Below are 23,855 nucleotides of genomic sequence, written 5' to 3'. Positions count from 1 at the left end.
GCACTGGATCTAGATCGTGGACGAGGCGCTGGCATGATCGTCCACGGCGCTTTTCAATGACAGACTGATACCCCCAGACATCCCAAGAAGGAGCTAACCAGATGCAGACCAAAGCTGTACTGACCCTGGACGACGTCAACGTCCTGCTCGATGCGGCACAGAAGGAAGCCGAGGCCAACGGCTGGTCCGTGACCATCGCCGTGGCCGACGATGGCGGTCACCTGCTCGGCCTGCGCCGGCTGGACGGCGCCGCGCCCTTCAGCGCCGGCGTCGCCACCGAGAAGGCGCGCAACGCCGCCATCGGCCGCAAGGAGACCCAGGTGTTCGAGGAGATGATCAACAACGGCCGCACCGCCTTCGCCACCGCACCGCTGCAGGCCCTGCTGTCTGGCGGCGTACCGGTGATCGTCGACGGCCAGGTGGCCGGCAGCATCGGCATCTCCGGCGTCAAGCCCGACCAGGACGTGCAGATCGCCAAGGCCGCCGTGGCCAGCCTGACCTGACGCTTCCAGCACCTCTCTCGTCCCGACGACAGGAGCCCGGCCATGGCCGGGCTCCTGTCGTTTCAGGCATCCCCCTTGCGTATCCGGGAATTTTTGCATAGGTTTTGTATAGCATTCGACGAAATGCACGGATGCCTATCACACCCAAACGGATGAGAGGTGCACCATGAAACGTATTGCGACCGCTGCCGTCACCCTCAGCGCTCTGATGATGCTGTCCGGCGCCGCCCTGGCGTCACATCACGAGGAAGACGAACTGGCCCCCAACCAGGGCGTCGACAGTGCCAACGAGGTCGAGCAGGGCACCATGGAAGGTCATGACGGTGCGATGGGCGACGATCCGATCGTCGAGGAAGGCGGTACGGACAGCGCCAACGACCCCGCCGAAGATGCCGCCACCCACGCCGAGGGCAGCGTCGACGACGAGGTGGCCCCCGCAAGCGGTGTGGATTCCGCCAACGACCCCGAGGACTGAAGGACAGGCCCTCAGGCAGTCAACGGCAACGCGAGCCCCGGCCCAGGCCGGGGCTTTTTCGTGTCGAGGACGCTCAGCCGGCCAGTATCCAGGCCATGAAAGCCCGTTTGGCGTCGCGCCGATCCTCGGGGTGGACGTCGATCACCCCGTAGCCGTTGGAGGTGCTCAGCGAGAGGCCGTCGAGTGCCACCAGCATGCCGCGCTCGATCAGGTCGTCGACCAGCCCCCGCCAGCCCAGCGCGACCCCCTGCCCGGCGATCGCCGCCTGCACCAGCAGCGGATAGTTGTTGAAGATCAGCTCCGATGGCGCCGGCTGCGCCCGGCCGCCCAGGTGCACGAAGTAGCCGGGCCAGTCCAGCCACTGCTGCCCCTGGTCGGCGCTCAGCGTCAGCAGCGGCACCTCGCCGAGGCGCGCCAGCCCGTCGATCGGGCCGTGCTGGCCAAGGAAACCGGGGCTGCAGACCGGAAACACCTCCTCGTCCAGCAGCCGCGTCGCGCCTTCCAGGCCGCGGCGGTCGCCGAACACGATGGCGATGTCGACCTCCTGGCCCTGCCAGTCGAACACGCCCTGGTTGGTCTGGATGCGCACGTCGATGTCGGGATGCCGGCGGCGGAAGTCGGGCAGCCGCGGCAGCAGCCAGTAGGAGGCCAGCGAGAAGTCGGTGAGGATGTTCAGCCGCGGATTGCGATGGCGACACTGGAGCCGATCGATGGTGCGCTCGATGGTCCCGAATCCCTCCTGCACGGCCTCGAACAGCGCCTGGCCCGGCTCGGTGAGGCGTACGCCGCGGTGCACGCGATCGAACAGCTTAAGGCCGAGTTGCTCCTCCAGGGCACGGACCTGCTGGCTGACCGCCGACTGGGTGGAGCGCAGCTCCCGGGCGGCGGCGGTGAAGCTCAGGTGGCGAGCCGCCGCCTCGAACACCCGCAGGCCGTTGGGCGATACCCGTTTATCCATCAAAGACATTAGTTAATCTAATTCCAGACATAAAAAATCAGCGAGTTTACAGGGTTTGAGATTAGCAGGGAGACTGTCGCCTCGACACACACCGACGCGGCGACCACGACGATGCGCGTGGCCACAATGAACAAGAGGAGCTCCCATGGCGCGCAAGCAACCCCATATCCTGTTTCTGATGGCGGACCAGATGGCGGCGCCGTCGCTGCCGTTCTACGGCCACAGGGTGGTCAAGACGCCGAACCTGTCGCGCCTGGCGGAAGAAGGCGTGGTGTTCGACTCGGCCTACTGCAACAGCCCGCTGTGCGCGCCGTCGCGCTTCACCCTGATGGCCGGCCAGCTGCCCTCGCGCATCGGCGGCTTCGACAACGCCGCCGAGCTGGCCGCCGACACCCCGACCTACGCCCACTACCTGCGCGACGCCGGCTACCTGACGGCGCTGACCGGCAAGATGCACTTCTGCGGCCCGGACCAGCTGCACGGCTTCGAGGAGCGCCTGACCTCCGACATCTATCCGGCCGACTTCGGCTGGTACGTCGACTGGGAGGACGTCGAGTCGCGCCCCAGCTACTACCACAACATGTCCTCGGTCACCCAGGCCGGGCCCTGCGTGCGCTCCAACCAGCTCGACTTCGACGACGAGGTGACCTTCCGCGCCCAGCGCTTCCTCTATGACTACGCACGCAGCGACCAGGACCGTCCCTTCTGCCTGACGGTCTCGCTGACCCACCCGCACGATCCCTACACCATTCCGCAGGAATACTGGGACCGCTACGCGCACGACGAGATCGACATGCCGCGGGTGCCCTACTGCCGCGAGCTGATGGATCCGCACTCCAAGCGCCTGCGCCACGTCTACCAGTGCGACGAGGACACCGTCACCGACGAGCAGATCCGCAACGCGCGCCGGGCCTACTACGGCGCCATCAGCTACGTCGACGACCAGCTGGGCAAGGTGCTGAAGGCCCTCGAGGAGAGCGGACTCGCCGAGGACACCATCATCGTGTTCTCCGGCGACCACGGCGACATGCTCGGCGAGCGCGGCCTGTGGTACAAGATGAGCTGGTTCGAGGGCTCCGCCCGGGTGCCGATGATCGTCCACGCGCCGGGCCGCTACGCCGCCGGCCGGGTCAAGCAGTCCGTCTCCACCATGGATCTGCTGCCGACCTTCGCCGAATGGGGCAACGACGGCCAGGCGCCGGAATACGCCGTGCCCGTCGACGGCCGCAGCCTGATTCCCCACCTCACCGGCCAGGGCGGCCACGACGAGGTGATCGGCGAGTACTGCGGCGAGGGCGCCATCGCGCCGCTGCTGATGATCCGACGCGGCCGCTACAAGTTCGTCCACTCCACCCCGGATCCGGACCAGCTGTTCGACCTCGAGGCCGACCCGCTGGAGCTGACCAATCTGGCCGAGGATCCCGCCCACCGGGAAGTGTGCCGGCAGTTCCGCGACGAGGTGGCCGGCCGCTGGGACATCGAGCGGCTGCACCAGCAGGTGCTCGACAGCCAGCGCCGTCGCAAGCTGGTGGCCCGCGCTAACATGAAGGGCAGGGTCACGCCCTGGGATCATCAGCCGCACTTCGACGCCAGCGTCCAGTACATGCGCAACACCATCGACCTGGACGATCTCGAGGCACGCTCGCGCTTTCCGAGAGTCGACGCCGAGCAGGCCTGACCCTGCGCCGCCGCCGGGCTTCCGGCGGCAGCGCCCGATCCGGCCAGGCGCCGGGCCCGCTTCACTTCCCCGCAGGAGGCCGTGCCGAAGTCGGCTTTGATACGCGGCCGGGCCGCTACCGAACATACGGTCCGGCCGACGTATGAGAGACTCCGTCGGCCATTTCGCCTCCCCCATGCAGGAGCAGTCTTTCATGAATCATCCAAGCGAGCCGACACCCGCCACGGTGTCGAGCGACATGCAGACGGACTACACCGTCGGCCAGGACAACATCGAGGGCAGCCTGGGCCCCATCGGTTTCGATATCCATAACCGGGTGTTCGCCATCTCGGCGCTGGCCTCGATCGCCTTCATCGTCCTCACCCTGCTGTTCCCCGAACGGGCCGGCAGCCTCTTCCAGTCCATCGTCAGCTTCTCCACCGGCACCCTCGACAGCTACTTCATGATCGTGGTGGATGGCTTCATCCTGTTCTGCCTGGCACTGGTCGTGCTGCCCTACGGCAAGGTCCGCCTGGGCGGGCCCGACGCCACGCCGGAGTACGGCTATCTCTCCTGGTTTGCGATGCTGTTCGCCGCCGGCATCGGCATCGGCCTGCTGTTCTTCGGCGTGCTGGAACCGGTCTACCACGCCAACGTCTCCTCGCCACTGGGCACGCCCTCGCCCTTCGACGCCGACGGGGGGCTGAACCCGGAGGCCGTCGCCGACGCCACCGCCATGGGCCTGGCCGGCACCTATCTGCACTGGGGCATCCACGGCTGGGCCGTCTACGTGGTCATGGCACTGGCGCTGTCCATCTTCACCTACAACAAGGGCCTGCCCTTCTCCATCCGCTCGGCCTTCTTCCCGCTGCTGGGCGACCGTGTCTGGGGCTGGTGGGGCCATGCCATCGACATCCTGGCGGTGTTCTCGACCCTGTTCGGCCTGGCCACCTCGCTGGGCCTCGGCGCCCAGCAGGCCAACGCCGGCATGAACTTCGTCTTCGGCCTGGACGTCAGCATCACCACCCAGGTGATCGTGATCGTGGCCGTCACCGCGGTGGCGCTGGTCTCGGTGTGGCGCGGCCTGGACGGCGGCGTGAAGCGGCTCTCCGAGATCAACATGGGCATGGCCGTGCTGTTCTTCTTCTTCGTGCTGTTCGCCGGCCCGACCCTGGCCGCGCTCACCGGCTTCTGGAGCGGCCTCGAGACCTACGTGACGGAGTTCATCCCGCTGTCGGCGCCCTTCGGCCGCGAGGACGACGCCTATCGCCAGTCCTGGACCATCTTCTACTGGGCCTGGTGGGTCAGCTGGGCGCCCTTCGTCGGCATGTTCATCGCCCGCGTCTCCCGGGGCCGCACGGTGCGCGAATTCGTGATCTGCGTGCTGCTGATCCCGAGCCTGTTCATCTTCATCTGGATGGGAGTGTTCGGCGCCACCGCCCTCGACCAGCTCTATGCCAATCCGGCAAGTAGCCTGGTCAAGGAATACGTGATCGACAACTACAGCCCCGAGCTGTCGCTGTTCGGCATGCTCAACGAACTGCCGCTGTCGGGCCTGATGTCGACCCTGGGCATCATCCTGGCGCTGATCTTCTTCGTCACCTCGTCGGACTCCGGTTCGCTGGTGATCGACACCATCACGGCCGGCGGCAAGATCGACGCGCCGCGCCCCCAGCGCATGTTCTGGGCCACGGTGGAAGGCCTGATCGCCATCGTGCTGCTGATCGGCGGCGGGCTCTCGGCGCTCCAGGCCGGCGTCACGGCCACCGCGATCCCCTTCTCGGTGGTGATGATTCTGATGTGCTACACCATCATCAAGGCGCTGAACGGCGAGCTGCGCGCCCTGCGCTGAGGCCGCGCACTCACTGACGCCGCCCCCTGGGCCCATGCCGCATCGCGGTGGCCGACCCAGGGGGCGGCTCGCGTCTGGTCCCCTGCCGTCGACGGCCTTATTATCGAAGGCTCATCTTCAGGCCGCTCACGACCGCCCTTTCATCGACGCGAGGATGCCATGTCACCGTTCGTCTTCCTGCTGCCGCTCGGCGCCGTGCTGATCTGGTCGGGCAACATGACCATCAACCAGCTGACCGTCGGCGCCATCGCCCCCAGCAGCATCGCCTTCCTGCGCTGGCTGCTGGCGCTGGCGGTGATGACGCCCTTCGTCGCCTCCGCCGCCTGGCGCCATCGCGCCATCATCCGCCGCGAATGGCCGAAACTGGCGACGCTGGGCCTGCTGGGCATGGGGCTGTGGCAGGGCCTGGCCTACGTGGCCGCCGAGACCACCTCGGCCACCAACATGGGCATCCTGGCCGCCATGGTGCCGCTGATCACGGTGCTGCTCAGTGCGCTGATCCTGCGCGAGCCGCCCAGCCTCGGCGGCGTGGCCGGCGGGGTGCTGGCGCTGGTCGGCGTCAGCGTGCTGCTGGGCCAGGGCGACCCGCTGTCGCTGCTCGACCTCGAGGTCGCCGTGGGCGACGCCCTGATGGTGGTGGCCGCGACCTGCTATGCGCTCTACGGCGTGATGCTCAAACGCTGGACGATCGACCTGCCGCCCTGGGTGCTGCTCTACGCCCAGGTGGTCTTCGCCGTGCTCCTGCTGCTGCCACCCTACCTGGCGGGACCGATGACGCCGGTCAGCGCCGAAAACCTCGGCCTGATCGTCTACGCCGGGATCCCCGCCTCCATCGTCACCACCTACCTGTGGATGCACGCCATCCGCCGCATCGGCGCCAACCGTTCGAGCATCTTCATCAACCTGATGCCGCTGTTCAGCGCCATCATCGCCATGCTCGCACTGGGCGAGACCGTCTCCAGCTTCCACTTCCTGGGCGGCGCCCTGATACTGGCCGGCGTGGTGATGGCCCAGACCCTGACCCGGCCGCTGGCGCGCCGCGAGCTGCCCACGGCGAGCCGCGAGACGCACTAGGAGGCCGCACGACAACACGCACTGCGAACGAGGAACACGAGATGGCCGGAGGCTGGTCGAAGGACGGCGACGTCCAGCAGCAGATCGACGACAGCGTGCAGGACGAGCTGGAGCGCGCCCGGCGCGCGATCCCCCGCGGCGAGAGCGCCCATGAATGCGACGAATGCGGCGAGCCGATCCCCGAGGCACGGCGCCAGGCCGTGCCCGGCGTGCGGCTGTGCCTCGCCTGCCAGGCCGAGCGCGACAGGCGTCAGGGCCCGGGCGGCGGCTTCAATCGCCGGGGCAGCAAGGACAGTCAGCTGCGCTGACCGTGCAGGAAAGTGTCTGCGCTCGGCTATGCGGCGTTAAACATCAGCTCGAACTGCTCATTTACCCCCAAGTAAACTCCGCATCCTCGCTGATGTTTGCCTTGTCTAGCCTTCGCTCGACGACTTTTTCGATTACGCCGGAAGATCGAGTGCGATCGCGAGGCTCCCCCACTACGCCTGTCGGCGCCGACGCGGCGGGCTGCTAAACTGCGGCTTTCGTTCCCCGACCGGAGAGTCCGCGGCATGTCCCTCGATGATCTGCATCTCAATCTGCGCAACCTGACGCAGGACGACTACCCGCAGCTCAAGACGCTGATGGACGCCGTCTATCACGACATCGGCGGCGCCTGGCCCGAGCACACCATCGACAAGCTGATCGAGGAATTCCCGGACGGCCAGATCGCCATCGAGGACGACGGCCGGCTGGTCGGCGTGGCCCTGACCGTGCAGGTCGACTACGACGAGTTCTCCAACCCTCACCAGTACGACGACCTGATCGGCCAGCGCGAGATCATCCTCAACGACGCCGAGGGCGACGCCATGTACGGCCTCGACGTGCTGATCCATCCGGACTATCGCGGCTATCGCCTGGGCCGGCGGCTCTACGAGGCGCGCAAGGACCTGTGTCGCTCGATGAACATGCGGGCGATCCTCGCCGGCGGCCGCATCCCCCAGTACCACCAGTACGCCGACGAGCTCTCGCCGGCGGAGTACATCGACAAGGTGGCGCGCAAGGAGATCCACGACCCCATCCTGTCGTTCCAGCTGGCCAACGACTTCCAGGTCAAGCGCCTGCTGCGCAAGTACCTGCCCGAGGACGAGAAGTCCCAGGGCTACGCGACTCTGCTCGAGTGGAACAACATCCTGTTCGAACCCGCCGAGCGGGTGCTCGAGAGCCGCCGCACCCAGGTGCGGGTCGGCGCCGTGCAGTGGCAGATGCGCGAGTTCGACTCGGTGGAGGCGGTGCTGCAGCAGGTCGAGTACTTCGTCGACGCCCTGGCCGACTACCAGAGCGACTTCGCGGTCTTCCCGGAGCTGTTCAACGCCCCGCTGATGGGCCTGCAGGACCGCGCCGCCCAGCAGGACCAGATCGCCGCCATCCGCTTCCTGGCCGGCTTCACCGAGCGCTTCAAGACCGAGCTGTCGCGCATGGCCGTGGCCTACAACATCAACATCGTGGCCGGCTCGATGATCGAGTTCGGCGAGGAGGACCGACTCTACAACGTCGCCTACCTCTGCCACCGCGACGGCTCCGTCGAGCGCCAGGCCAAGCTGCACATCACCCCCCAGGAGCGCCGCGACTGGGTGATCGAGGGCGGCGACGAACTGCAGGTGTTCGAGACCGACGCCGGTCGGGTCGGTATCCAGATCTGCTACGACGTCGAATTCCCCGAGCTCTCGCGGCTGCTGGCCGAACAGGACATGGACATCCTGTTCGTGCCCTTCTGGACCGACACCAAGAACGGTTACCTGCGGGTGCGCCACTGCGCCCAGGCCCGGGCCATCGAGAACGAATGCTACGTGGTGCTGTGCGGCAGCGTCGGCAACGTGCCCTCGATCGAGAACCTCGACATCCAGTACGCCCAGTCCTCGGTGTTCTCGCCCTCGGACTTCTCCTTCCCCCACGACGCCGTGCTGGCCGAGACCACGCCCAACACCGAGATGATCATGTTCTCGGACCTGGACCTGACCCGGCTCACCGTGGTGCGCAACGAGGGCTCGGTGACCAACCTCAAGGATCGCCGCCAGGACCTGTTCGACCTGCGCCTGCGCGACTGGTCGTGGAAGTCCGGGGGCCGGCCATCCGCGGGCCGCGACGTGGACGAGAGCTGAGGCCGTGCTGGAGCGCCTGAGGCGCTGGCGGGCGGCCCGCTTCGAGGCCCGCCACCCCTTCCCCGAGGCCGAGTGGCAAGAGGCCCGGGCACGGCTGCCGCTGCTCGCCGCCCTGCCCGACGCCGCCGCCGAGCGCCTCGGCCATCGCGCCTGGCGCTTCGCCCATGCCAAGCGGCTGAGCCGCCATCCCGAGCTCGACCCGGCGATCGACTTCGACGTGCCGGCGCGGCTGGCCATCGCCGCCCAGGGCTGCCTGCTGACCCTGGGCTGGGACGACGCCACCCACCGCGAGGCCTTCGCCGGCCTGCACGAGATCCTGATCGTGCCCGACGCCTTTCATCGCCGGGTGGAGGAGATGGACGAATTCGGGGTGATGCACGAATACGACGACGAGCGCGCCGGCGAGACCTCCCACCAGGGGCCGGTGGTGGTCGCCTACCCGGACCTGATGGAAAGCGGCCGGCTCGACGGCTTCAACGTGGTGATCCACGAGCTGGCCCACAAGCTCGACATGGCCAACTCGCTGGACGCCGACGGCTTCCCGCCGCTGCCTGCCGACATGGCCGCGCAGGACTGGCATCGCGTGTTCACCACCGTGTGGGACGACCTCCAGGCGCATCTCGCCCGCGGCGAGGCCACGCCCATCGACGACTACGCCGCCAGCCACCCGGGCGAGTGCTTCGCGGTGAGCTGCGAGTATTTCTTCGCCGCCCCCGCGGCGCTGGACGCCGCCTATCCCGAGCTCTACGGCCTGCTCGGCCGCTACTTCCGCCTCGATCCGCTGTCCTGGCACTCGCCGTCCTCCGACTGACCTCTACGCTCTGCCGCGTCCGTTCTCGCCGCCCCCGGGCGGGCAAGCGCCGGCGGCCGGGCCGGCCAGCGCAGCGCGGCCTCGAGGCCGTGCGGATGGCAGTTGCGCAGCGTCAGTCCGGCCTGCTGGCGCTCGGCCAGCTGCTGCACGATCGCGAGCCCCAGGCCGCTGCCGGTGGTGCGCTGGTCCGCGGCGCGCCGGAAGCGTTCGGTGATGGTGGCCAGCGCCTCCTCGGGAATGCCCGGGCCGCTGTCGCGCACCGCCAGCACGGCGCTGTCGGCGGTCTCGGAGAGCGTGATCGCCACCTCGCCGTGCTCCGGCGTGTAGCGCAGGGCGTTGTCCAGCAGGTTGCGTATCAGGATGCCCGCCTCCACCGGATCGGCACGCACCCACAGCGCCTGAACGCCGTGCAGGGTCATCTCCTGATGCCGGGCCTGGGCCCAGGGCCACAGCTCGGCGACCAGCTCGAGCACCAGCGGATAGAGATCGATGTCGCGGGTCTCGCGGGCCTCGCGGCGGTCCAGCCGCGCCAGCACCAGCAGCTGCTCGACCACCCGCTGCAGCCGTTCCACGCCGCGACAGGCCTTGTCCAGCGAGTCCCGCTCGCCGGCCCGGGCGTTGTCGAGGTGGATCTTCAGCCCGGCCAGGGGCGTGCGCAGCTCATGGGCGGCATCGGCGGTGAAGCGCCGTTCGCGCTCGAGGGTCTCGCGCAAGCGAGCGATGAAGTCGTTGAGGGCCTCGCGCAGCCCCGACAGCTCGCGGGGCACCCCGACGTCGATGAAGGCCAGGTCGCGGTCGTCGCGGCCGGCCACTTCCCGCGACAGGGTGCCGATCGGGATCAGCCCGCGGCGCACGATCCAGCCCATGGCGACCAGCAGTAGCGGCAGCGCCAGCAGCATCGGCACCAGGTTGCCCAGCGCCACCTTGCGCTCGAGCTCGTGCATGAACTCGATGCTGACCCCGGAGCGGATCCACAGCCCGCTGTCCTCGTCGAACATCGAGAACACCCGCCAGCGGCCGCCGTCGTACTCGGCCCAGGCGTAGCCCTCCTGCTCGGGCGGCGGGAAGGACCCGGCCCCGCTCCAGGGCGCGCCGGTCAGGTACGGGCGGCCGTCGCGGTGCCAGAAGCCCAGCGACAGCTCGCGTTCCTCGTGATGATAGAGCGCCGCCCCCCGGCCGGCGGCCTCGAGCGGCGCCTCGCCATCCGGATAGAAGCTCGCGAGGCGCTTCGGATGGCTCATGCGCTCGGCGATCCGGCGATAGGTCGCCTCGGAGGCATCCGGACCGATCAGGCTGGCCACCACCCGGTTCTGCAGGCTGAGCTGGGCGTCGAGGATCTCCTCGGTCTCGTGGGCGGTGATCAGGTAGGCGGCGGTGACGACCAGCAGCGTCACCCCGGCGAGGACCAGCGCCAGGGTGCGGCTCAGGTAGCGGCGAATCGACCTCATGCATCACCGGCGTTCAGCCGATAGCCGACGCCCCGGATGGTGGTGATCAGGCCCTTTTGGAACTTCTTGCGCAGATGATGAACATGCACTTCCACGGCGTTGGAGGCCACTTCCTCCTCCCAGCCGTAGAGCAGGTTCTCCAGCCGCGGCCGGGTCATCACCCGGTCGGCGTGGCGCGCCAGCTCCAGCAGCAGCGCGTACTCGCGGCGCGTCAGGGGAATCTCCTCGCCCTGCCAGACCACCCGATGGCGGGCCTCGTCGATGCGCAGCTCGCCCACGTCGAGGAACTGCGAGGCCCGGCCCTCGGCGCGTCGCATCACCACCCGCAGGCGGGCCAGCAGCTCGGCGAGGTCGAAGGGCTTGAGCACGTAGTCGTCGGCGCCGCCGTCGAGCCCGGCCAGGCGCGAGTCGATGTCGTCACGGGCGGTGAGGATCAGCACTGGCAGCGAGCCGCGGCCACGCACCGCCTCGAGCACCTTCATGCCGTCGACGTCGGGCAGGCCCAGGTCGAGCACCACCACCGAGAAATCGTCGTAGCGGGCCGCCGCCATCGCCTCGCGGCCGTTCTCCAGCCAGTCGACGGCGTAGCCCTCGCGCTGCAGCGCGGTCTTGATGCCATCGCCCAGCAGCGGGTCGTCCTCCACCAGCAGCACGCGCATGCGCCTCTCCTTTGCCTGTCCCGGTCGCGACTCGTACGGCCATTGTCCGGGCGATGTCTTAAGCCTTGCTTAAGCTCCCCGTTCAAGACTAGCGTACCTCTCGGCCTGCCGAGTCAGTCGGCAATACGGTGCTTAATCGTCCAGCCCCTGCGCCAGCCAGCCCCACAGTCGCTCGGCCTCCGGGCGCGGCTGGCGTCGGGCCGGGCGCACCAGCCAGAAGCCCTCATCGCTCTCCACCGGGAGCTCGAGGGCCACCACCAGGTCGTCGCGCTCCTCGATCAGCCGCCGATGGGTCAGCGCGATGCCCGCGCCGCGGGCCGCCAGCGCCAGGGTCATCATCTGGTTGTCGCAGGACAGCGCGGCACAGCGCGATTCCAGCCCCGCGGCGCCCACCGCCTCCAGCCAGGCCGGCCAGCCCACCGCGAAGCCCACCGCATGCAGCAGGGTATGGCCGGCCAGGTCCGCCGGCGTGGCGAAACGCTCGGCCAGCGCCGGCGCGCATACCGGCACCATCACCGCCTGACCCAGCGACAGCGCCTCCACACCCGGCCAGTCGCCGCGGCCGTAGCGGATCTCCAGATCGGCGCCCTCGGGGCCGAAGTCGTCCGGCCAGATGGCGCTGACCAGGCGCAGCGCGATCTCGGAATGCGCCTCGCGGAAGGCCGCCACCCGCGGGGCCAGCCAGTTCTGCTGCACCACCGGCGTGGTGCGCAGGGTCACCGGCGACTCGCCGGGCTCGCCGAACACCTCCCGGGTGCCCTCGGCCAGCCGCGTGAAGGCGTCCTGCAGGCTCGGCAGCCAGGCCTGGCCCGCCGGGGTCAGGCTCAGGCTGCGCGGATGACGCACGAACAGTCGCTGGCCCAGGCGATCCTCGAGCAGGCGAATGCGCTGGCTGATCGCGGCCTGGGTGACACCGAGCTCGTGGCCGGCGGCGGTGAAGCTCAGTGTGCGGGCGGCGGCCTCGAAGGCCTGCAGCCACAGCAGGGGAGGAAGGGGCTTCATGGAAAAGTCTGACATAAATTTTTTGGGGTCATAGGCGCCAGATTAATCGTTTGTCGCGCCTCCGCCCAGCCGTCACCATTAGCGCATTAACGATGAAGGAGCCGATCATGACCGATACGCCGACCGCCGAGGCGCGCCCCAGCGTGCCCATGGCCGAACTCGACGACCACGCCGGCGGCCCCGGCCTGGTCGAGGCCAGTGCCGCCGGCGCCCGCCTGACCCTGTCCTGGGAAGACGGCGAACGCGCCGCCTTCCCGCTGACCTGGCTGCGCGACCACTGCGCCTGCGCCGAGTGCCGCCATCCGATGACCCGCGAGCGCCTCTACATGGGCCTCGAGGTGCCGGACACGCCCGAGGTGCGCCTCGAGGACGGCAACCTGACGCTGACCTGGGCCGACGGCCACGTCAGCCGCTTCGACGCCGGTTGGCTGCAGCAGCGCCGCCCCGGCCAGACACGCCCGGATGCCGTGCCGACCCGCCGGCCCTGGCGCGAGGACTTCCGCCCCGTGCGCGTCGCCCACGCCGACTTCGTGGCCGGCGCCGAGGGCGAGCGCGCCTGGCTGACCGCCCTGCTGCGCGACGGCCTGGTGCTGCTCGAGGACGGCCCGCTGGCCGACGAGGAGGTCAGCCGCCTGGCCGGTCGCATCGGCCCGCTGCGCGCCACCAACTTCGGCGCCCGCTTCGACGTGCGTTCCAAGCCCAACCCCAACAACGCTGCCTACACCGCCATCGGCCTGGCGCTGCACACCGACCTGCCGAACTGGCGCCATCCGCCGGACATCCAGCTGCTCTACTGCCTGGAGAACGACGCCGAGGGCGGCGAGTCGACCTTCGTCGACGGCTTCGCCGCGGCCGAGAAGCTGCGCCGCCAGGATCCCGAGGCGTTTCGCCGCCTCGCCGAGACGCCGATCGACTTCCGCTTCCAGGACGAGGAGCACGACATCGTGCTGACCGCCCCGCTGCTGTCGCTCGATACGGCCGGGAACGTCACCGAGGTGCGCCTCAACAACTGGATCCGCGACACCCTGCGCCTGCCGCTGGAGCAGATCGACGCCTGGTACGACGCCTACCGCGCCTTCTGGCAGCTGACCCAGGACCCGGACAACCGGCTCGAATTCGCCCTGGCCCCGGGCCAGATGGTCGCCTTCGACAACCGCCGGGTGCTGCACGGGCGCCTCGCCTTCAATCCGGAGAGCGGCCGTCGCCATCTCCAGGGCACCTACCTGGACCTCGACCTGTGCGAGTCCCGCCTGCGGGTGCTGGCGCGCCAGGGCTGAGGCGTCGATGCGCCGCCCCGCCGACGCTCACGAGCCGCGGCGGGGCGGCACGAGGCTTTGGGCCATGGCGTCACTGCCGTATGCTGTGGCCTGAGCTGACCAGGAACCCCTGCCCCATGTCCCGATCCCTCGGCGTCGTCGCCCTGACCCTTACCCTTCTCGTCGTCCTGGGCCTGCTGTGGCAGTGGCTGGCCATGCAGGACCTGCTCACCGTCGACAGCCTGATGGCGCTGGCCAAGGGCTCGGTGGCCTGGCGCGACGCGCCCTGGGCGGTGCTGGTGGTGATGGCGGTCTACGCCGGTGCCTCGCTGGTGATGTTCCCGCTGAGCCTGCTGGTGGCGCTGACCGGGCTGCTGTTCGGCCCCTGGTGGGGCTTCGGCTACGCGCTGGCCGGCACCCTCGCCGCCTCGGTGCTGACCTGGTGGGTGGGTCGCAAGCTCGGCCGCGACGCCCTGCTGCGCCACGGCGGCCAGCGCCTCAAGGGCCTGTCGCGCTACCTCTCGGGGCGCGGCATCCGCACCATGACGCTGGTGAACCTGCTGCCGCTGGCGCCCTTCACCCTGACCAACATGATGGCCGGGGCCTTCCACCTGCGCTTTCGCGACTACATGATCGGCTCGACCCTGGGCATCCTGCCGGGGCTCGCCGGCGTGACGCTGCTCGGCAGCCAGCTCGGCGAGCTGGCCGCCGCCGACAGCCGCAAGGACGTGGTCATGGCCCTCGGCGGGCTGGTGCTGGGCGTGGCGCTGCTCTACGGGCTCAAGCGCTGGGCCGAACGCCGCCGGCGGCGCTGAGGCCTGGGCCGGGCGGCCCGAGTCGAGGCCGCCAGTCTGGAAGGCAATTCACTTGGAGGGCAGCTCATTTCGAGGGCAGTTCGGGCTCGTCGGAGCGGTTGCCGGGCCACCAGGAGGGCCGTTCCTGCTCCCACTCCTCCTGCACCAGGTGGCGCAGGATCCGCCCGCGATAGCGCAGCATCTGCCATTCCGCGCCCAGCCGGCCGCGCACGCGATCCCAGCCGCCGTCGTCGGCGTGGGTGAAGGGCCCGCCGCTGGCGATCGCCCGCCGGTAGACGGCCAGGCAGCGCTCGGCGCACAGGCGCTCGTCGTAGTCCGCGGCGGTGGCCAGGGCACCGTGATGCAGCGGCAGGCGCCGCGCCGGGTCACCGAGCTCGTCGAGGGCCGCCGCCATGGCCTCGGGGTCGTCCTCGGCCAGCAGCCGCCCGTTCTCTTCGTCCGCCACCACCTCCACCACGCCCGGCGCTTCGACCGCCACCACCGGCAGGCCCGCGGCCATGGCCTCGGCCACCACCATGCCCTGGGTCTCGCTGTGGGAGGCGAAAGCGAAGACGTCCATGGCGTGATAGGCGTCGATCAGCGCCTGGCCCTGCAGGCGGCCGGTGAAGTGGACGCGCTCGTCCACGCCCCATTCCTCGGCGACCATGGCCATACCCTCGGCCGCATCGCCGTCCCCGACCACCAGGAAGTGGGCCTCCGGCCGGGCGCCCAGCGCCCGGCACACGGCCTCGGCCAGGAACGTGAGATTCTTCTCGTGGGCCAGCCGTCCCAGATGGCCGATCACGTAGGCGCCCTCGGGAATGCCCTGCGCTTCCCGGCAGCCGGCTCCATTGCCGTCTGTGAAACGCGCCGTGTCCACGCCGCTCGGCACCACGCGGATCTCGGGATTGCCGTCGCGCGCCAGCAGCAGGTCGCGGATGCTCTCGCTGGGCGCGATCACGGCGTCGCACAGCCAGGTGTACTGGGTCGCCAGCGCCACGGCGAAGCGCTGCATGCGCGGCGAGTCGCCCGGCACGTAGTGGGTGTAGTGCTCGTAGAGGGTGTGGTGGGTGAACACCAGCGGCAGGCCGTAGGTCTCGGCGGCCCGGGCGGCGGTGTCGCCGAGCAGGAAGGGGTGATGGGTGTGCACCAGATCCGGCTCGAAGGCCTCGATGGCGTCATACAGCTGACCGGGAATCGGCACCGGCAGGGAGAAGTCGCTGCCGTTGAAGTGCTGGACCGCCGCCACCCGTACCACGTCGGCCTCGAAGTCCGGCTGTCCCTCCAGGCGCGGGGCCACCACCAGCACCTTGTGGCCGGTGGCCTGGAGCTGGCGCTTGAGCCGCTGCACGGACTCGCTGACGCCGCCGACGATGGGCAGATAGGTGTTGGTGAACATCAACACATTCACGGTGGCGACACTCCTTGCCGGGTTTCCAAAAGCCCCTCCCGAGCCGGGACGCGTCCCGGCATCTCCTGCTCAAGATAGGCGATGAAGGCGCGAATCCGCAGCGGGACGTGGCGGCGCCGATCATACACGGCATGAAAGTCGGCGCGCACGCCCTGCCAGTCGGGCAGCAGTTCCACCAGTCGCCCCGCCACCAGATCCTCGTGCACGTCCCACCAGGAGCGCAGGGCGATGCCATGGCCGTCCCGGGCCAGGCCGCGGATCACCTCGCCGTCGTTGCTGGCCATGGGGCCGGTGACCTTCACCGCACGCTCCTCGTTCGGCGCGTCGCGGCGCTCGAAGCGCCACACCGCGTAGTCGCTGGCGATCTCTCGCAGCACCAGGCAGGAGTGGCGTACCAGGTCGGCCGGCTCGTTGAGCGGCGGCATCGTCGCCACGTAGCGCGGCGCCGCACACAGCACGCGCCGGCTGGCCAGGATGCGCCGGGCCACCAGCCGCGAGTCCGGCGGCTCGCCGACCCGGATGCCGATGTCGATGCCCTGGTCGGCCAGGCCGAGCGGAAAATTGGTCAGCTCCAGGCTCGCCTCGAGGCGCGGATGCCGGGCGCGGAAGGCCGACAGCAGCGGCGCCACGTGGCGGCGCCCGAAGCCGAAGGTGGCGTTGATGCGCAGCGGCCCGGAGAGCTCGGCGCGATGATCGCCGAGAGTCTCCTCGAGCTCGGTCAGATCGTCGAGGATGGCCCCGCCGCGGGCCAGATAGCGCTCGCCCTCGGCGGTCAGCGTCAGGCGCCGGGTGGTGCGTGCCGCCAGCGACACGCCCAGACGCGCCTCGAGCCGCTGCAGGCGCTTGCTCACCGCCGACAGCGACAGCCCGAGCTCGCGGGCGGTGGCGGTCAGGCTGCCGGCCCGGGCGAGGCATTGGAAGAAGGCCAGATCGTCGAGGGGCGTCACCGCATTCTCCACCTGAACTCAATAATGGCTTGAATATTACCCCGATTATCTCCGCCCTGTCCGCCGCTAGACTGGGTGAACGCTCATTCCCCGACAGGAGTTCCCATGACCCAGCGTATCGCCGTGCTCGCCGGTGACGGCATCGGCAAGGAAGTCATGCCGGAGGGCCTGCGCGCCCTCGAGGCCGCCGCCCGCCGCTTCGACCTCGACCTGACCTTCGAGGCCTTCGACTTCGCCAGCTGCGACTACTACCTCGAACACGGCCAGATGCTGCCCGACGACTGGCACTCGACCCTGGTCGGCTTCGACGCCCTCTACTACGGCGCCATCGGCTGGCCCGAGACGGTGCCGGACCACGTCTCGCTGTGGGGCTCGCTGCTCAAGTTCCGCCGCGAGTTCGACCAGTACGTCAACCTGCGCCCCTGCCGCTTGCTGCCGGGCATCGAGAGTCCGCTGGCCGGTCGCAAACCGGGCGACATCGACTTCTACGTGGTGCGCGAGAACACCGAGGGCGAGTACTCCAGCGTCGGCGGCACCATGTTCGAGGGCACCGAGCGCGAGGTGGTGATCCAGGAGACGGTGATGACCCGCACCGGCGTCGACCGGGTGCTGAAGTACGCCTTCGACCTGGCCCAGACCCGCCCACGGAAGAAGCTGACCTCGGCCACCAAGTCCAACGGCATCGCCATCACCATGCCCTGGTGGGACACACGCGTGGCCGCCATGGGCGAGCGTTACCCGGAGGTCGAGGTCGACCAGTTCCACATCGACATCCTCACCGCCAACTTCGTGCTGCACCCGGACTGGTTCGACGTGGTGGTGGCCAGCAACCTGTTCGGCGACATCCTCTCCGACCTGGGCCCGGCCTGCACCGGCACCATCGGCGTCGCCCCCTCGGCCAATATCAACCCCGAGGGCACCTTCCCGAGCCTGTTCGAGCCGGTCCACGGCAGCGCCCCGGACATCGCCGGACGCGGCATCGCCAACCCCATCGGCCAGATCTGGTCCGGCGCCATGATGCTCGAGCACCTGGGCCACCCGGAGGCCGGCGCGGCCATCCTCGCCGCCATCGAGGCGGTGCTCGCCGCGGGCGACGCCGGGACCCTGACGCCGGATCTCAAGGGCCACGGCACCACCGAGGGCCTGGGCCGCGCCATCGCCGAGCGCATCGCCGCCGACGCCTGAATCGGGCCAGAACCGGGGCTGAATCAGCGCTGAACAGGCTGGCGCGACGGCTGACACGCCGCCGCGCCGGCCCTATGCTGGCAGGGAATCGGACACCCCCAAGGAGGCCAGGATGCCCACCGCCACCCGACGTTTCCCGCGCTATTCACTGCCCGACCGCGGCCGGGCGCTGCTCGGCGCCGCCCTGCTGCCGCTCGGGCTCGCCGCCTGCACCGGCATCCCCCAGGGCACCCAGCCGGTCGACGGCTTCGACGCCGAGCGCTATCTGGGCCGCTGGTACGAGATCGCCCGCTTCGATCACTCCTTCGAGGAGGGCCTGGACTGCGTCACCGCCGACTACGCCCGCCGCGACGACGGCGGCATCCGGGTGATCAACCGCGGCGTCGACCTGGACGCCGGCGAGGTCGACGTCGCCGAGGGCAAGGCCTATCCGATCGGCGAACCCGGCCAGGGTCGGCTCAAGGTCAGCTTCTTCGGCCCCTTCTATGCCGGCTACAACGTGCTGGCGCTGGCCGACGACTACGACTGGGCGCTGGTCGCCGGCCCCGACCGCGACTACCTGTGGATTCTCTCGCGCACCCCAGAGCTGGCCCCGGACACCTACCGCGCCCTGGTCGAGCGCGCCGAGGCGCTGGACTTCCCGGTGGACGAGCTGATCGAGGTGGAACAGGGCGAGACCGCCTGCGCACCGTGGCGCCGCGAGAGCTGATCGTGCGCCCCGCAAAAATGTACAACATACGTTCGTCGTAGTTACACATACATAGGCTTCAGGCCATCCTCATGGACGCACTCCGAACAACAAACGTGCTTCACATGAGGTGACATATGACGATAGGACGCCGTCAGTTCCTGGCCGGGACCGCCGCCCTGACCGCCGCGGCGGGCTCGCCCTCGCTGTTCGCCCGCGCCGAGCCACCCGCGCGCTATCCCAACGACTGCTGGCAGGTGCTCGACGAGCGCTTCGAGCGCTACATGCTGTTCAACTCGCCGCTGGAGCGGATCTGGAGCGGCGGGCTGTGGCTCGAGGGGCCGGCCTGGAACGCCGTGGGCCGCTACGCGGTGTTCAGCGATATTCCCCGCGCTCGCCAGATGCGCTGGGACGAGGCCAGCGACACGGTCAGCGTGCTGCGCCACGAGGTCGGCCACTCCAACGGCAACGCCTTCGACGACCGCGGCCGGCTGATCGCCTGCGAGCACTCCCCGGCCCGGGTGGTACGCTATGAATGGGACGGCGGCATGACCGTGCTGGCCGACGGCTGGCAGGGCAAGCGCCTCAACGCCCCCAACGACCTGGTCACCCTGCCCGGCGGCGGCGTCATCTTCACCGATCCCGGCTATGGCGCCCACGTGGACTATGAGGGCCACAAGCGCGAGCTGGAGATCGAGCCGGCGGTCTACTACGTCGATGACACCCTGGACGAGCCTCTGCGCCTGACCACCGCGCCCTACAAGCCCAACGGCATCGGCCTGAGCCCGGACCGGCGCACGCTCTACGTCACCGACACCGCGCCCTCGCACTACCCCGACCAGCCCGCCGCCATCTTCCGCTTCACGCTCGCGGAGGACGGCAAGGGCGTATCGGACGGCAAGCGCCTGGTGGAAGGCCAGGGCGAAGGCTACGACGGCATGGCCGTGGACGAGGACGGCAACCTCTGGGTCGGCACCTCCGGCGGCGAGGGCAAGGACGGCGTCAGCATCTTCACCGCCGAGGGCGAACGCCTCGGCCGCATCCTGCTGCCCGAGGTCTGCGCCAACGTCTGCTTCGCCGGCGAGGACCGCAACCGGCTGATGATGACCGCCAGCCGCTCCGTCTACACCCTCTACACCGGTGCCCGCGGCGCCTGACCCCGCCACGACAGGCTTCTCGACGCGCGCTCGCGGCGCACCGTTCATCCGGCGCCCGGCCCCGATGGCCGGGCGCCGGCTTTTCACTCAGGCACCGGGCTTTTTCATCAAATCGACAGCCGGCCTTGCGGCGGCCGTCGTGGCACCGGAAGGTAAGGCCAGACTCCGTCTTCACAACGATATAACAAGGATTCTGCCCCATGCCCCGCATCACGGTGCCATCGGCCCGACAGGCCGCCGCCCATCCGCCGATTCCGCGAGGTCGACATGCTGGCTGAGTGGCTCTCCACCACCCTGGACGGCGCCCCCGCCGCCAACGGGGGCACGCTGCCCGGCGGCCGCTACCGCATCCTCGGCCCCGGCCTGCTCGAGCTCCTGCCCGCGGCGCCGTCGCCCACGGCCCCGGCGCTGGTCATCTCGGCGGGCATCCACGGCAACGAGACCGCCCCTATCGAGCTGCTCGGCGACCTGCTGGCGCGGCTGGAGGCCGGCCGACTGACGCTCGGCGCCCCGACGCTGGTGATCCTGGGCAACCTCGAGGCAATCCGGGCCGGCACGCGCTTCGTCGAGACCAATCTCAACCGGCTGTTCCGCCGCGGCCTCGACGCCGAGGGCCATGAAGCGGACCGCGCCCGCGAGCTGATGACCGCGGTCGACGCCTTCTTCACGCACCACAGCGGGCGCCGCCGGATCCACCACGACCTGCACACCGCGATCCGCGACAGCCAGTATCCGCGCTTCGCCGTGGAACCCTTCGCCGAGGCCGCCACGCCCGACGAGCAGTGGCGCTGGCTGGCCGGTGCCGACATCCAGGCGGTGCTCCACCAGCACACCCACAGCTGGACCTTCTCCCACTATTCGAAGCACTACCACGGCGCGGCGGCCTTCACCCTGGAGCTCGGCCGCGCCCTGCCCTTCGGCGAGAACGACCTGGCGCCCCTGGCGCCCATGGGTACGCTGCTCGCGGCGCTGGTCGAGAACCGCCCCCCGGCGGAACGCCCGACGGCCGACATGGCCTTCTTCCGCGTCGAACACGAGCTCAAGCGCCATGCCGAGGACTTCCGGCTGTGCTTCGCCGACGATACGCCCAACTTCACCGAGTTCGCCCCCGGCACCCGGCTGGCCGAGGATGCGGTCGACGGCGCCTTCACTGTCGGCGAGACGCCGCTGCGGGTGGTGTTCCCCAACGCCGCCGTCGAGATCGGCGCCCGCGCCGCCCTGCTGGTCAGCGCGGTCGCGCCGCCGGACGAGACCGACTGAGCGGCACTACCGGGCTGGCAGGATGCCAGCTGACTATCGGACCAAGGTTGAACGAACGGAGAGGCAAGAAGGCCTGCCGTTCACGGTCGAGACTGGTAGAATCGCCCCCTTTTTCACGCCGGACCGTCTCGAACGGTCTCTGGGGCCCTGCCCGAAGTCGCGTCGCCGGTGCGATTTCCGGCAGCGCCCAGGTGATCCCTTCGAACTGGAGCCTTTTCCATGGCCGACACCCCGATTCCGCTGGAAGTGCGCAACATCAAGAAGCGCTTCGGCGACAACGACGTCCTCAAGGGGCTCTCCCTGCAGGCCCACAAGGGCGACGTCATCACCCTGATCGGAGCCTCCGGCTCCGGCAAGAGCACCTTCCTGCGCTGCATGAACCTGCTCGAGCAGCCCGACGAGGGCGAGCTGATCGTCCACGGCGATCCGATCCGCTTCAAGGAGACCAAGCACGGCCGCGAGCCGGCGGACTGGAAGCAGGTCGTGGCCATGCGCGCCCGGCTCTCCATGGTCTTCCAAAGCTTCAACCTGTGGGCCCACATGACGCTGCTGGAAAACGTCATCGAGGCCCCGGTGCACGTGCTCGGCAAGTCGAAGCAGGACGCCATCAAGCACGCCCGCGAGCTGCTCGAGCGGGTCGGCCTGGGCGAGCGCGCCGACTACTACCCGGCCCAGCTCTCCGGCGGCCAGCAGCAGCGCGGCGCCATCGCCCGGGCGCTGGCCATGGACCCGGAGGTGATGCTGTTCGACGAGCCGACCTCAGCGCTCGATCCGGAGCTGGTCGGCGACGTGCTCAAGGTCATGCGCGACCTGGCCGAGGAAGGCCGCACCATGATCGTGGTCACCCACGAGATGGCCTTCGCCCGCGACGTCTCGACCCAGGTCGTCTACCTGCACCAGGGCCAGGTCGAGGAAGCCGGGCCACCCGAGCAGGTGCTGGGCAATCCGCGCTCCGAGCGTCTCAAGCAGTTCCTGGCTCCCAAGCACTAAGGCGCCCGCACGAGGAGATCACCCATGATCGATCTGCACGGCTACGGCCCGCGCCTGTTCGAAGGCGCCCTGATCACCGTCGAGCTGGCGGTGCTGTCGCTGCTCCTGGCCATCGTGCTGGGACTCGCCACCGCCAGCGCCAAGATGTCCCGCCACTGGGGCCTGCGCCAGCTCGGCACGCTCTATACCACCGTCATCCGCGGCGTGCCGGACCTGGTGCTGATGATGCTGCTGTTCTTCGGCGGCCAGATCGGTATCAACGCGGTCACCGACTGGCTCTACTACCAGTTCGACGTCGACATCTTCATCAACGTCAACGAGTTCGTCGCCGGCGTGGTCACCATCGGCCTGATCTTCGGCGCCTACATGGGCGAGACCTTCCGCGGCGCCTTCATGGCCGTGGACAGCGGCCAGATCGAGGCCGGCCGCGCCTACGGCATGCGCCCCTGGCTGGTGTTCCGCCGCATCCGCTTCCCGCAGATGATGCGCCACGCCCTGCCCGGCCTGTCCAACAACTGGATGGTGCTGCTCAAGACCACCGCCCTGGTCTCGGTGATCGGCCTGTCGGACATGGTCCGCGTCGCTTCCGAAGCCTCCAAGGCGACTCGCGAGCCCTTTACCTTCATGATCATCGTCGCCGTCATCTACCTGCTGATCGCCAGCGTCTCCGAATGGGGCTTCGCTCGCCTGCAGAAGCGCTATGACATCGGCTACGGGGAGGCGAACTGATGGACGCCCTGATGAACTGGCTCGAGGCTCAGCTGGCCGACAACAGTATCTTCACCCTGCAGACCCTCTCCTACTACGGCGACGGCCTGGTCACCACGGTCCAGCTGGTGTTCCTGTCGTTGATCATCGGCCTGGTGCTGGCGGTGCCGCTGGCCATCGGCCGCGGCTCGAAGCACGCCTGGGTGAGGCTGCCGATCTTCTTCTACTGCTACGTGTTCCGCGGCACGCCGCTGCTGGTGCAGCTCTACCTGATCTACTACGGCGTGGTATTCGTCGAGGGCATCCAGGAGACCTGGCTGTGGGTGATCCTCGAGAAGCCCTTCGTGCCGGCACTGATCGCCTTCACCCTGAACACCGGGGCCTACACCACCGAGATCTTCCGCGGCGCGATCAAGTCCACGCCCAGGGGCGAGATCGAGGCGGCCCGGGCCTACGGCATGTCCTGGGGGCTGATGATGCGGCGCATCGTGCTGCCCAGCGCCTTTCGGCGCGCGCTGCCGGCCTACGGCAACGAGGTGATCTTCATGCTCCACGCCAGCGCCATCGCCAGCGTGGTGACCCTGATGGACCTCACCGGCGCGGCCCGCTTCGTCTATGCTCGCTTCTACGCGCCCTTCGATGCCTTCCTGTTCGTGGCGGCGATCTACCTGTGCCTGACCTTCACGATCATCTATGTCTTCCGCCGCCTGGAGAATCGGCTGCTCGCCCACCTCAAGCCGGCGGGCGGCTGAGGCAAGCGTCAAACGAACGTTGGGAACCAACGTTCGTTCCTGCGCTTTCGACCCGCCCGGCCTTCCGCTAAGGTGGGCGGGTCATCATCCCAGAGTCGCCGCCCACAAGGTGTGACCATCAACAACA

The 23,855-nt window shown here is 69.1% G+C and carries 23 protein-coding genes; 17 read left to right on the top strand and 6 right to left on the bottom strand.

Annotation, left to right across the window (positions count from 1 at the left end; genetic code table 11):
* Positions 1 to 101: 101 nt before the first annotated feature.
* Together UN84_RS01940 and UN84_RS01935 are read left to right on the top strand one after the other, a co-directional pair.
* Entirely contained in the window at positions 102 to 503 is a 402-nt protein-coding gene (locus tag UN84_RS01940; RefSeq protein WP_046079404.1) for a heme-binding protein, read from the top strand.
* 166 nt (positions 504 to 669) lie between these two features.
* Positions 670 to 978 (top strand): hypothetical protein, encoded by a 309-nt coding sequence (locus tag UN84_RS01935; protein WP_046079405.1) that lies wholly within the window; start codon positions 670 to 672, stop codon positions 976 to 978.
* A gap of 73 nt (positions 979 to 1,051) precedes the next feature.
* Here the strand turns inward: UN84_RS01935 and UN84_RS01930 are convergent, their stop codons facing one another.
* Positions 1,052 to 1,945: a choline sulfate utilization transcriptional regulator gene (locus tag UN84_RS01930; RefSeq protein ID WP_046079406.1), complete on the bottom strand. Its 894-nt coding sequence runs from the start codon at positions 1,943 to 1,945 to the stop codon at positions 1,052 to 1,054.
* 136 nt (positions 1,946 to 2,081) lie between these two features.
* Here UN84_RS01930 and betC point away from each other — a divergent pair, with 136 nt between their 5' ends.
* The 6 genes from betC to UN84_RS01900 all read left to right on the top strand — a co-directional run bounded on the left by betC (position 2,082) and on the right by UN84_RS01900 (position 9,471).
* On the top strand, positions 2,082 to 3,614 hold the full coding sequence (gene betC, locus UN84_RS01925; protein ID WP_046079407.1) for a choline-sulfatase: 1,533 nt from the start codon (positions 2,082 to 2,084) through the stop codon (positions 3,612 to 3,614).
* 193 nt (positions 3,615 to 3,807) lie between these two features.
* Entirely contained in the window at positions 3,808 to 5,445 is a 1,638-nt protein-coding gene (locus UN84_RS01920) for a BCCT family transporter (RefSeq protein ID WP_046079408.1), read from the top strand.
* Between the two features lie 159 nt (positions 5,446 to 5,604).
* Positions 5,605 to 6,519 (top strand): DMT family transporter, encoded by a 915-nt coding sequence (locus UN84_RS01915; RefSeq protein WP_046079409.1) that lies wholly within the window; start codon positions 5,605 to 5,607, stop codon positions 6,517 to 6,519.
* A gap of 41 nt (positions 6,520 to 6,560) precedes the next feature.
* Positions 6,561 to 6,827 (top strand): DksA/TraR family C4-type zinc finger protein, encoded by a 267-nt coding sequence (locus UN84_RS01910; protein ID WP_046079410.1) that lies wholly within the window; start codon positions 6,561 to 6,563, stop codon positions 6,825 to 6,827.
* A 243-nt stretch (positions 6,828 to 7,070) separates the two neighbouring features.
* A complete protein-coding gene (locus tag UN84_RS01905) occupies positions 7,071 to 8,660 on the top strand; it encodes a bifunctional GNAT family N-acetyltransferase/carbon-nitrogen hydrolase family protein (protein WP_035593681.1) in 1,590 nt (529 codons plus the stop codon).
* A gap of 4 nt (positions 8,661 to 8,664) precedes the next feature.
* Positions 8,665 to 9,471 carry a zinc-dependent peptidase gene (locus UN84_RS01900; protein ID WP_035593683.1) on the top strand — a complete coding sequence of 269 codons (807 nt, stop codon included), beginning with the start codon at positions 8,665 to 8,667 and terminating at the stop codon, positions 9,469 to 9,471.
* Here the strand turns inward: UN84_RS01900 and UN84_RS01895 are convergent.
* The 3 genes from UN84_RS01895 to UN84_RS01885 form a co-directional block, all read right to left on the bottom strand.
* Positions 9,423 to 10,919 (bottom strand): ATP-binding protein, encoded by a 1,497-nt coding sequence (locus UN84_RS01895; RefSeq protein ID WP_046079411.1) that lies wholly within the window; start codon positions 10,917 to 10,919, stop codon positions 9,423 to 9,425. The genes UN84_RS01900 and UN84_RS01895 overlap by 49 nt on opposite strands.
* Positions 10,916 to 11,578 carry a response regulator gene (locus tag UN84_RS01890; RefSeq protein ID WP_046079412.1) on the bottom strand — a complete coding sequence of 221 codons (663 nt, stop codon included), beginning with the start codon at positions 11,576 to 11,578 and terminating at the stop codon, positions 10,916 to 10,918. Before UN84_RS01890 ends, UN84_RS01895 begins: the two co-directional genes overlap by 4 nt.
* A 132-nt stretch (positions 11,579 to 11,710) precedes the next feature.
* A complete protein-coding gene (locus tag UN84_RS01885) occupies positions 11,711 to 12,580 on the bottom strand; it encodes a LysR substrate-binding domain-containing protein (protein WP_046080412.1) in 870 nt (289 codons plus the stop codon).
* 107 nt (positions 12,581 to 12,687) lie between these two features.
* Here UN84_RS01885 and UN84_RS01880 point away from each other — a divergent pair, with 107 nt between their 5' ends.
* Together UN84_RS01880 and UN84_RS01875 are read left to right on the top strand one after the other, a co-directional pair.
* Positions 12,688 to 13,857 carry a TauD/TfdA family dioxygenase gene (locus UN84_RS01880; protein WP_046079413.1) on the top strand — a complete coding sequence of 390 codons (1,170 nt, stop codon included), beginning with the start codon at positions 12,688 to 12,690 and terminating at the stop codon, positions 13,855 to 13,857.
* 116 nt (positions 13,858 to 13,973) lie between these two features.
* Complete coding sequence (locus UN84_RS01875) at positions 13,974 to 14,651, top strand: TVP38/TMEM64 family protein (RefSeq protein ID WP_035593688.1); 678 nt, start codon at positions 13,974 to 13,976, stop codon at positions 14,649 to 14,651.
* Between the two features lie 64 nt (positions 14,652 to 14,715).
* On the opposite strand, the gene UN84_RS01870 is transcribed toward UN84_RS01875, so the two are convergent.
* Positions 14,716 to 16,041 carry a glycosyltransferase gene (locus UN84_RS01870; protein ID WP_046079414.1) on the bottom strand — a complete coding sequence of 442 codons (1,326 nt, stop codon included), beginning with the start codon at positions 16,039 to 16,041 and terminating at the stop codon, positions 14,716 to 14,718.
* On the bottom strand, positions 16,038 to 16,988 hold the full coding sequence (locus UN84_RS01865; protein ID WP_046080413.1) for a LysR family transcriptional regulator: 951 nt from the start codon (positions 16,986 to 16,988) through the stop codon (positions 16,038 to 16,040). The genes UN84_RS01870 and UN84_RS01865 overlap by 4 nt, the downstream gene beginning before the upstream one ends.
* Before the next feature lie 105 nt (positions 16,989 to 17,093).
* On the opposite strand from UN84_RS01865, the gene UN84_RS01860 reads away from it, so the two are divergent.
* From UN84_RS01860 to UN84_RS01830, 7 genes are all read left to right on the top strand, one after another.
* A complete protein-coding gene (locus tag UN84_RS01860; RefSeq protein ID WP_046079415.1) occupies positions 17,094 to 18,173 on the top strand; it encodes a tartrate dehydrogenase in 1,080 nt (359 codons plus the stop codon).
* A 112-nt stretch (positions 18,174 to 18,285) separates the two neighbouring features.
* A complete protein-coding gene (locus tag UN84_RS01855; RefSeq protein WP_046079416.1) occupies positions 18,286 to 18,882 on the top strand; it encodes a lipocalin family protein in 597 nt (198 codons plus the stop codon).
* Positions 18,883 to 18,998: 116 nt separating this feature from the next.
* The gene (locus tag UN84_RS01850; RefSeq protein ID WP_046079417.1) at positions 18,999 to 20,018 is read left to right on the top strand and encodes an SMP-30/gluconolactonase/LRE family protein; all 1,020 of its coding nucleotides are present in this window, start codon (positions 18,999 to 19,001) and stop codon (positions 20,016 to 20,018) included.
* A 267-nt stretch (positions 20,019 to 20,285) separates the two neighbouring features.
* Positions 20,286 to 21,278 (top strand): succinylglutamate desuccinylase, encoded by a 993-nt coding sequence (locus UN84_RS01845; protein WP_046079418.1) that lies wholly within the window; start codon positions 20,286 to 20,288, stop codon positions 21,276 to 21,278.
* A 219-nt stretch (positions 21,279 to 21,497) separates the two neighbouring features.
* Positions 21,498 to 22,268 carry an ABC transporter ATP-binding protein gene (locus UN84_RS01840; RefSeq protein WP_046079419.1) on the top strand — a complete coding sequence of 257 codons (771 nt, stop codon included), beginning with the start codon at positions 21,498 to 21,500 and terminating at the stop codon, positions 22,266 to 22,268.
* Positions 22,269 to 22,292: 24 nt separating this feature from the next.
* Positions 22,293 to 22,997: an ABC transporter permease gene (locus tag UN84_RS01835; protein WP_035593700.1), complete on the top strand. Its 705-nt coding sequence runs from the start codon at positions 22,293 to 22,295 to the stop codon at positions 22,995 to 22,997.
* A complete protein-coding gene (locus tag UN84_RS01830; RefSeq protein WP_035593702.1) occupies positions 22,997 to 23,728 on the top strand; it encodes an ABC transporter permease in 732 nt (243 codons plus the stop codon). The genes UN84_RS01835 and UN84_RS01830 overlap by 1 nt, the downstream gene beginning before the upstream one ends.
* Positions 23,729 to 23,855: the final 127 nt, after the last annotated feature.

The sequence above is a fragment of the Halomonas sp. HG01 genome (assembly GCF_000968715.2).
Classification (GTDB): domain Bacteria; phylum Pseudomonadota; class Gammaproteobacteria; order Pseudomonadales; family Halomonadaceae; genus Halomonas; species Halomonas halophila.
This window is presented reverse-complemented; position numbering and strand designations above follow the sequence as displayed.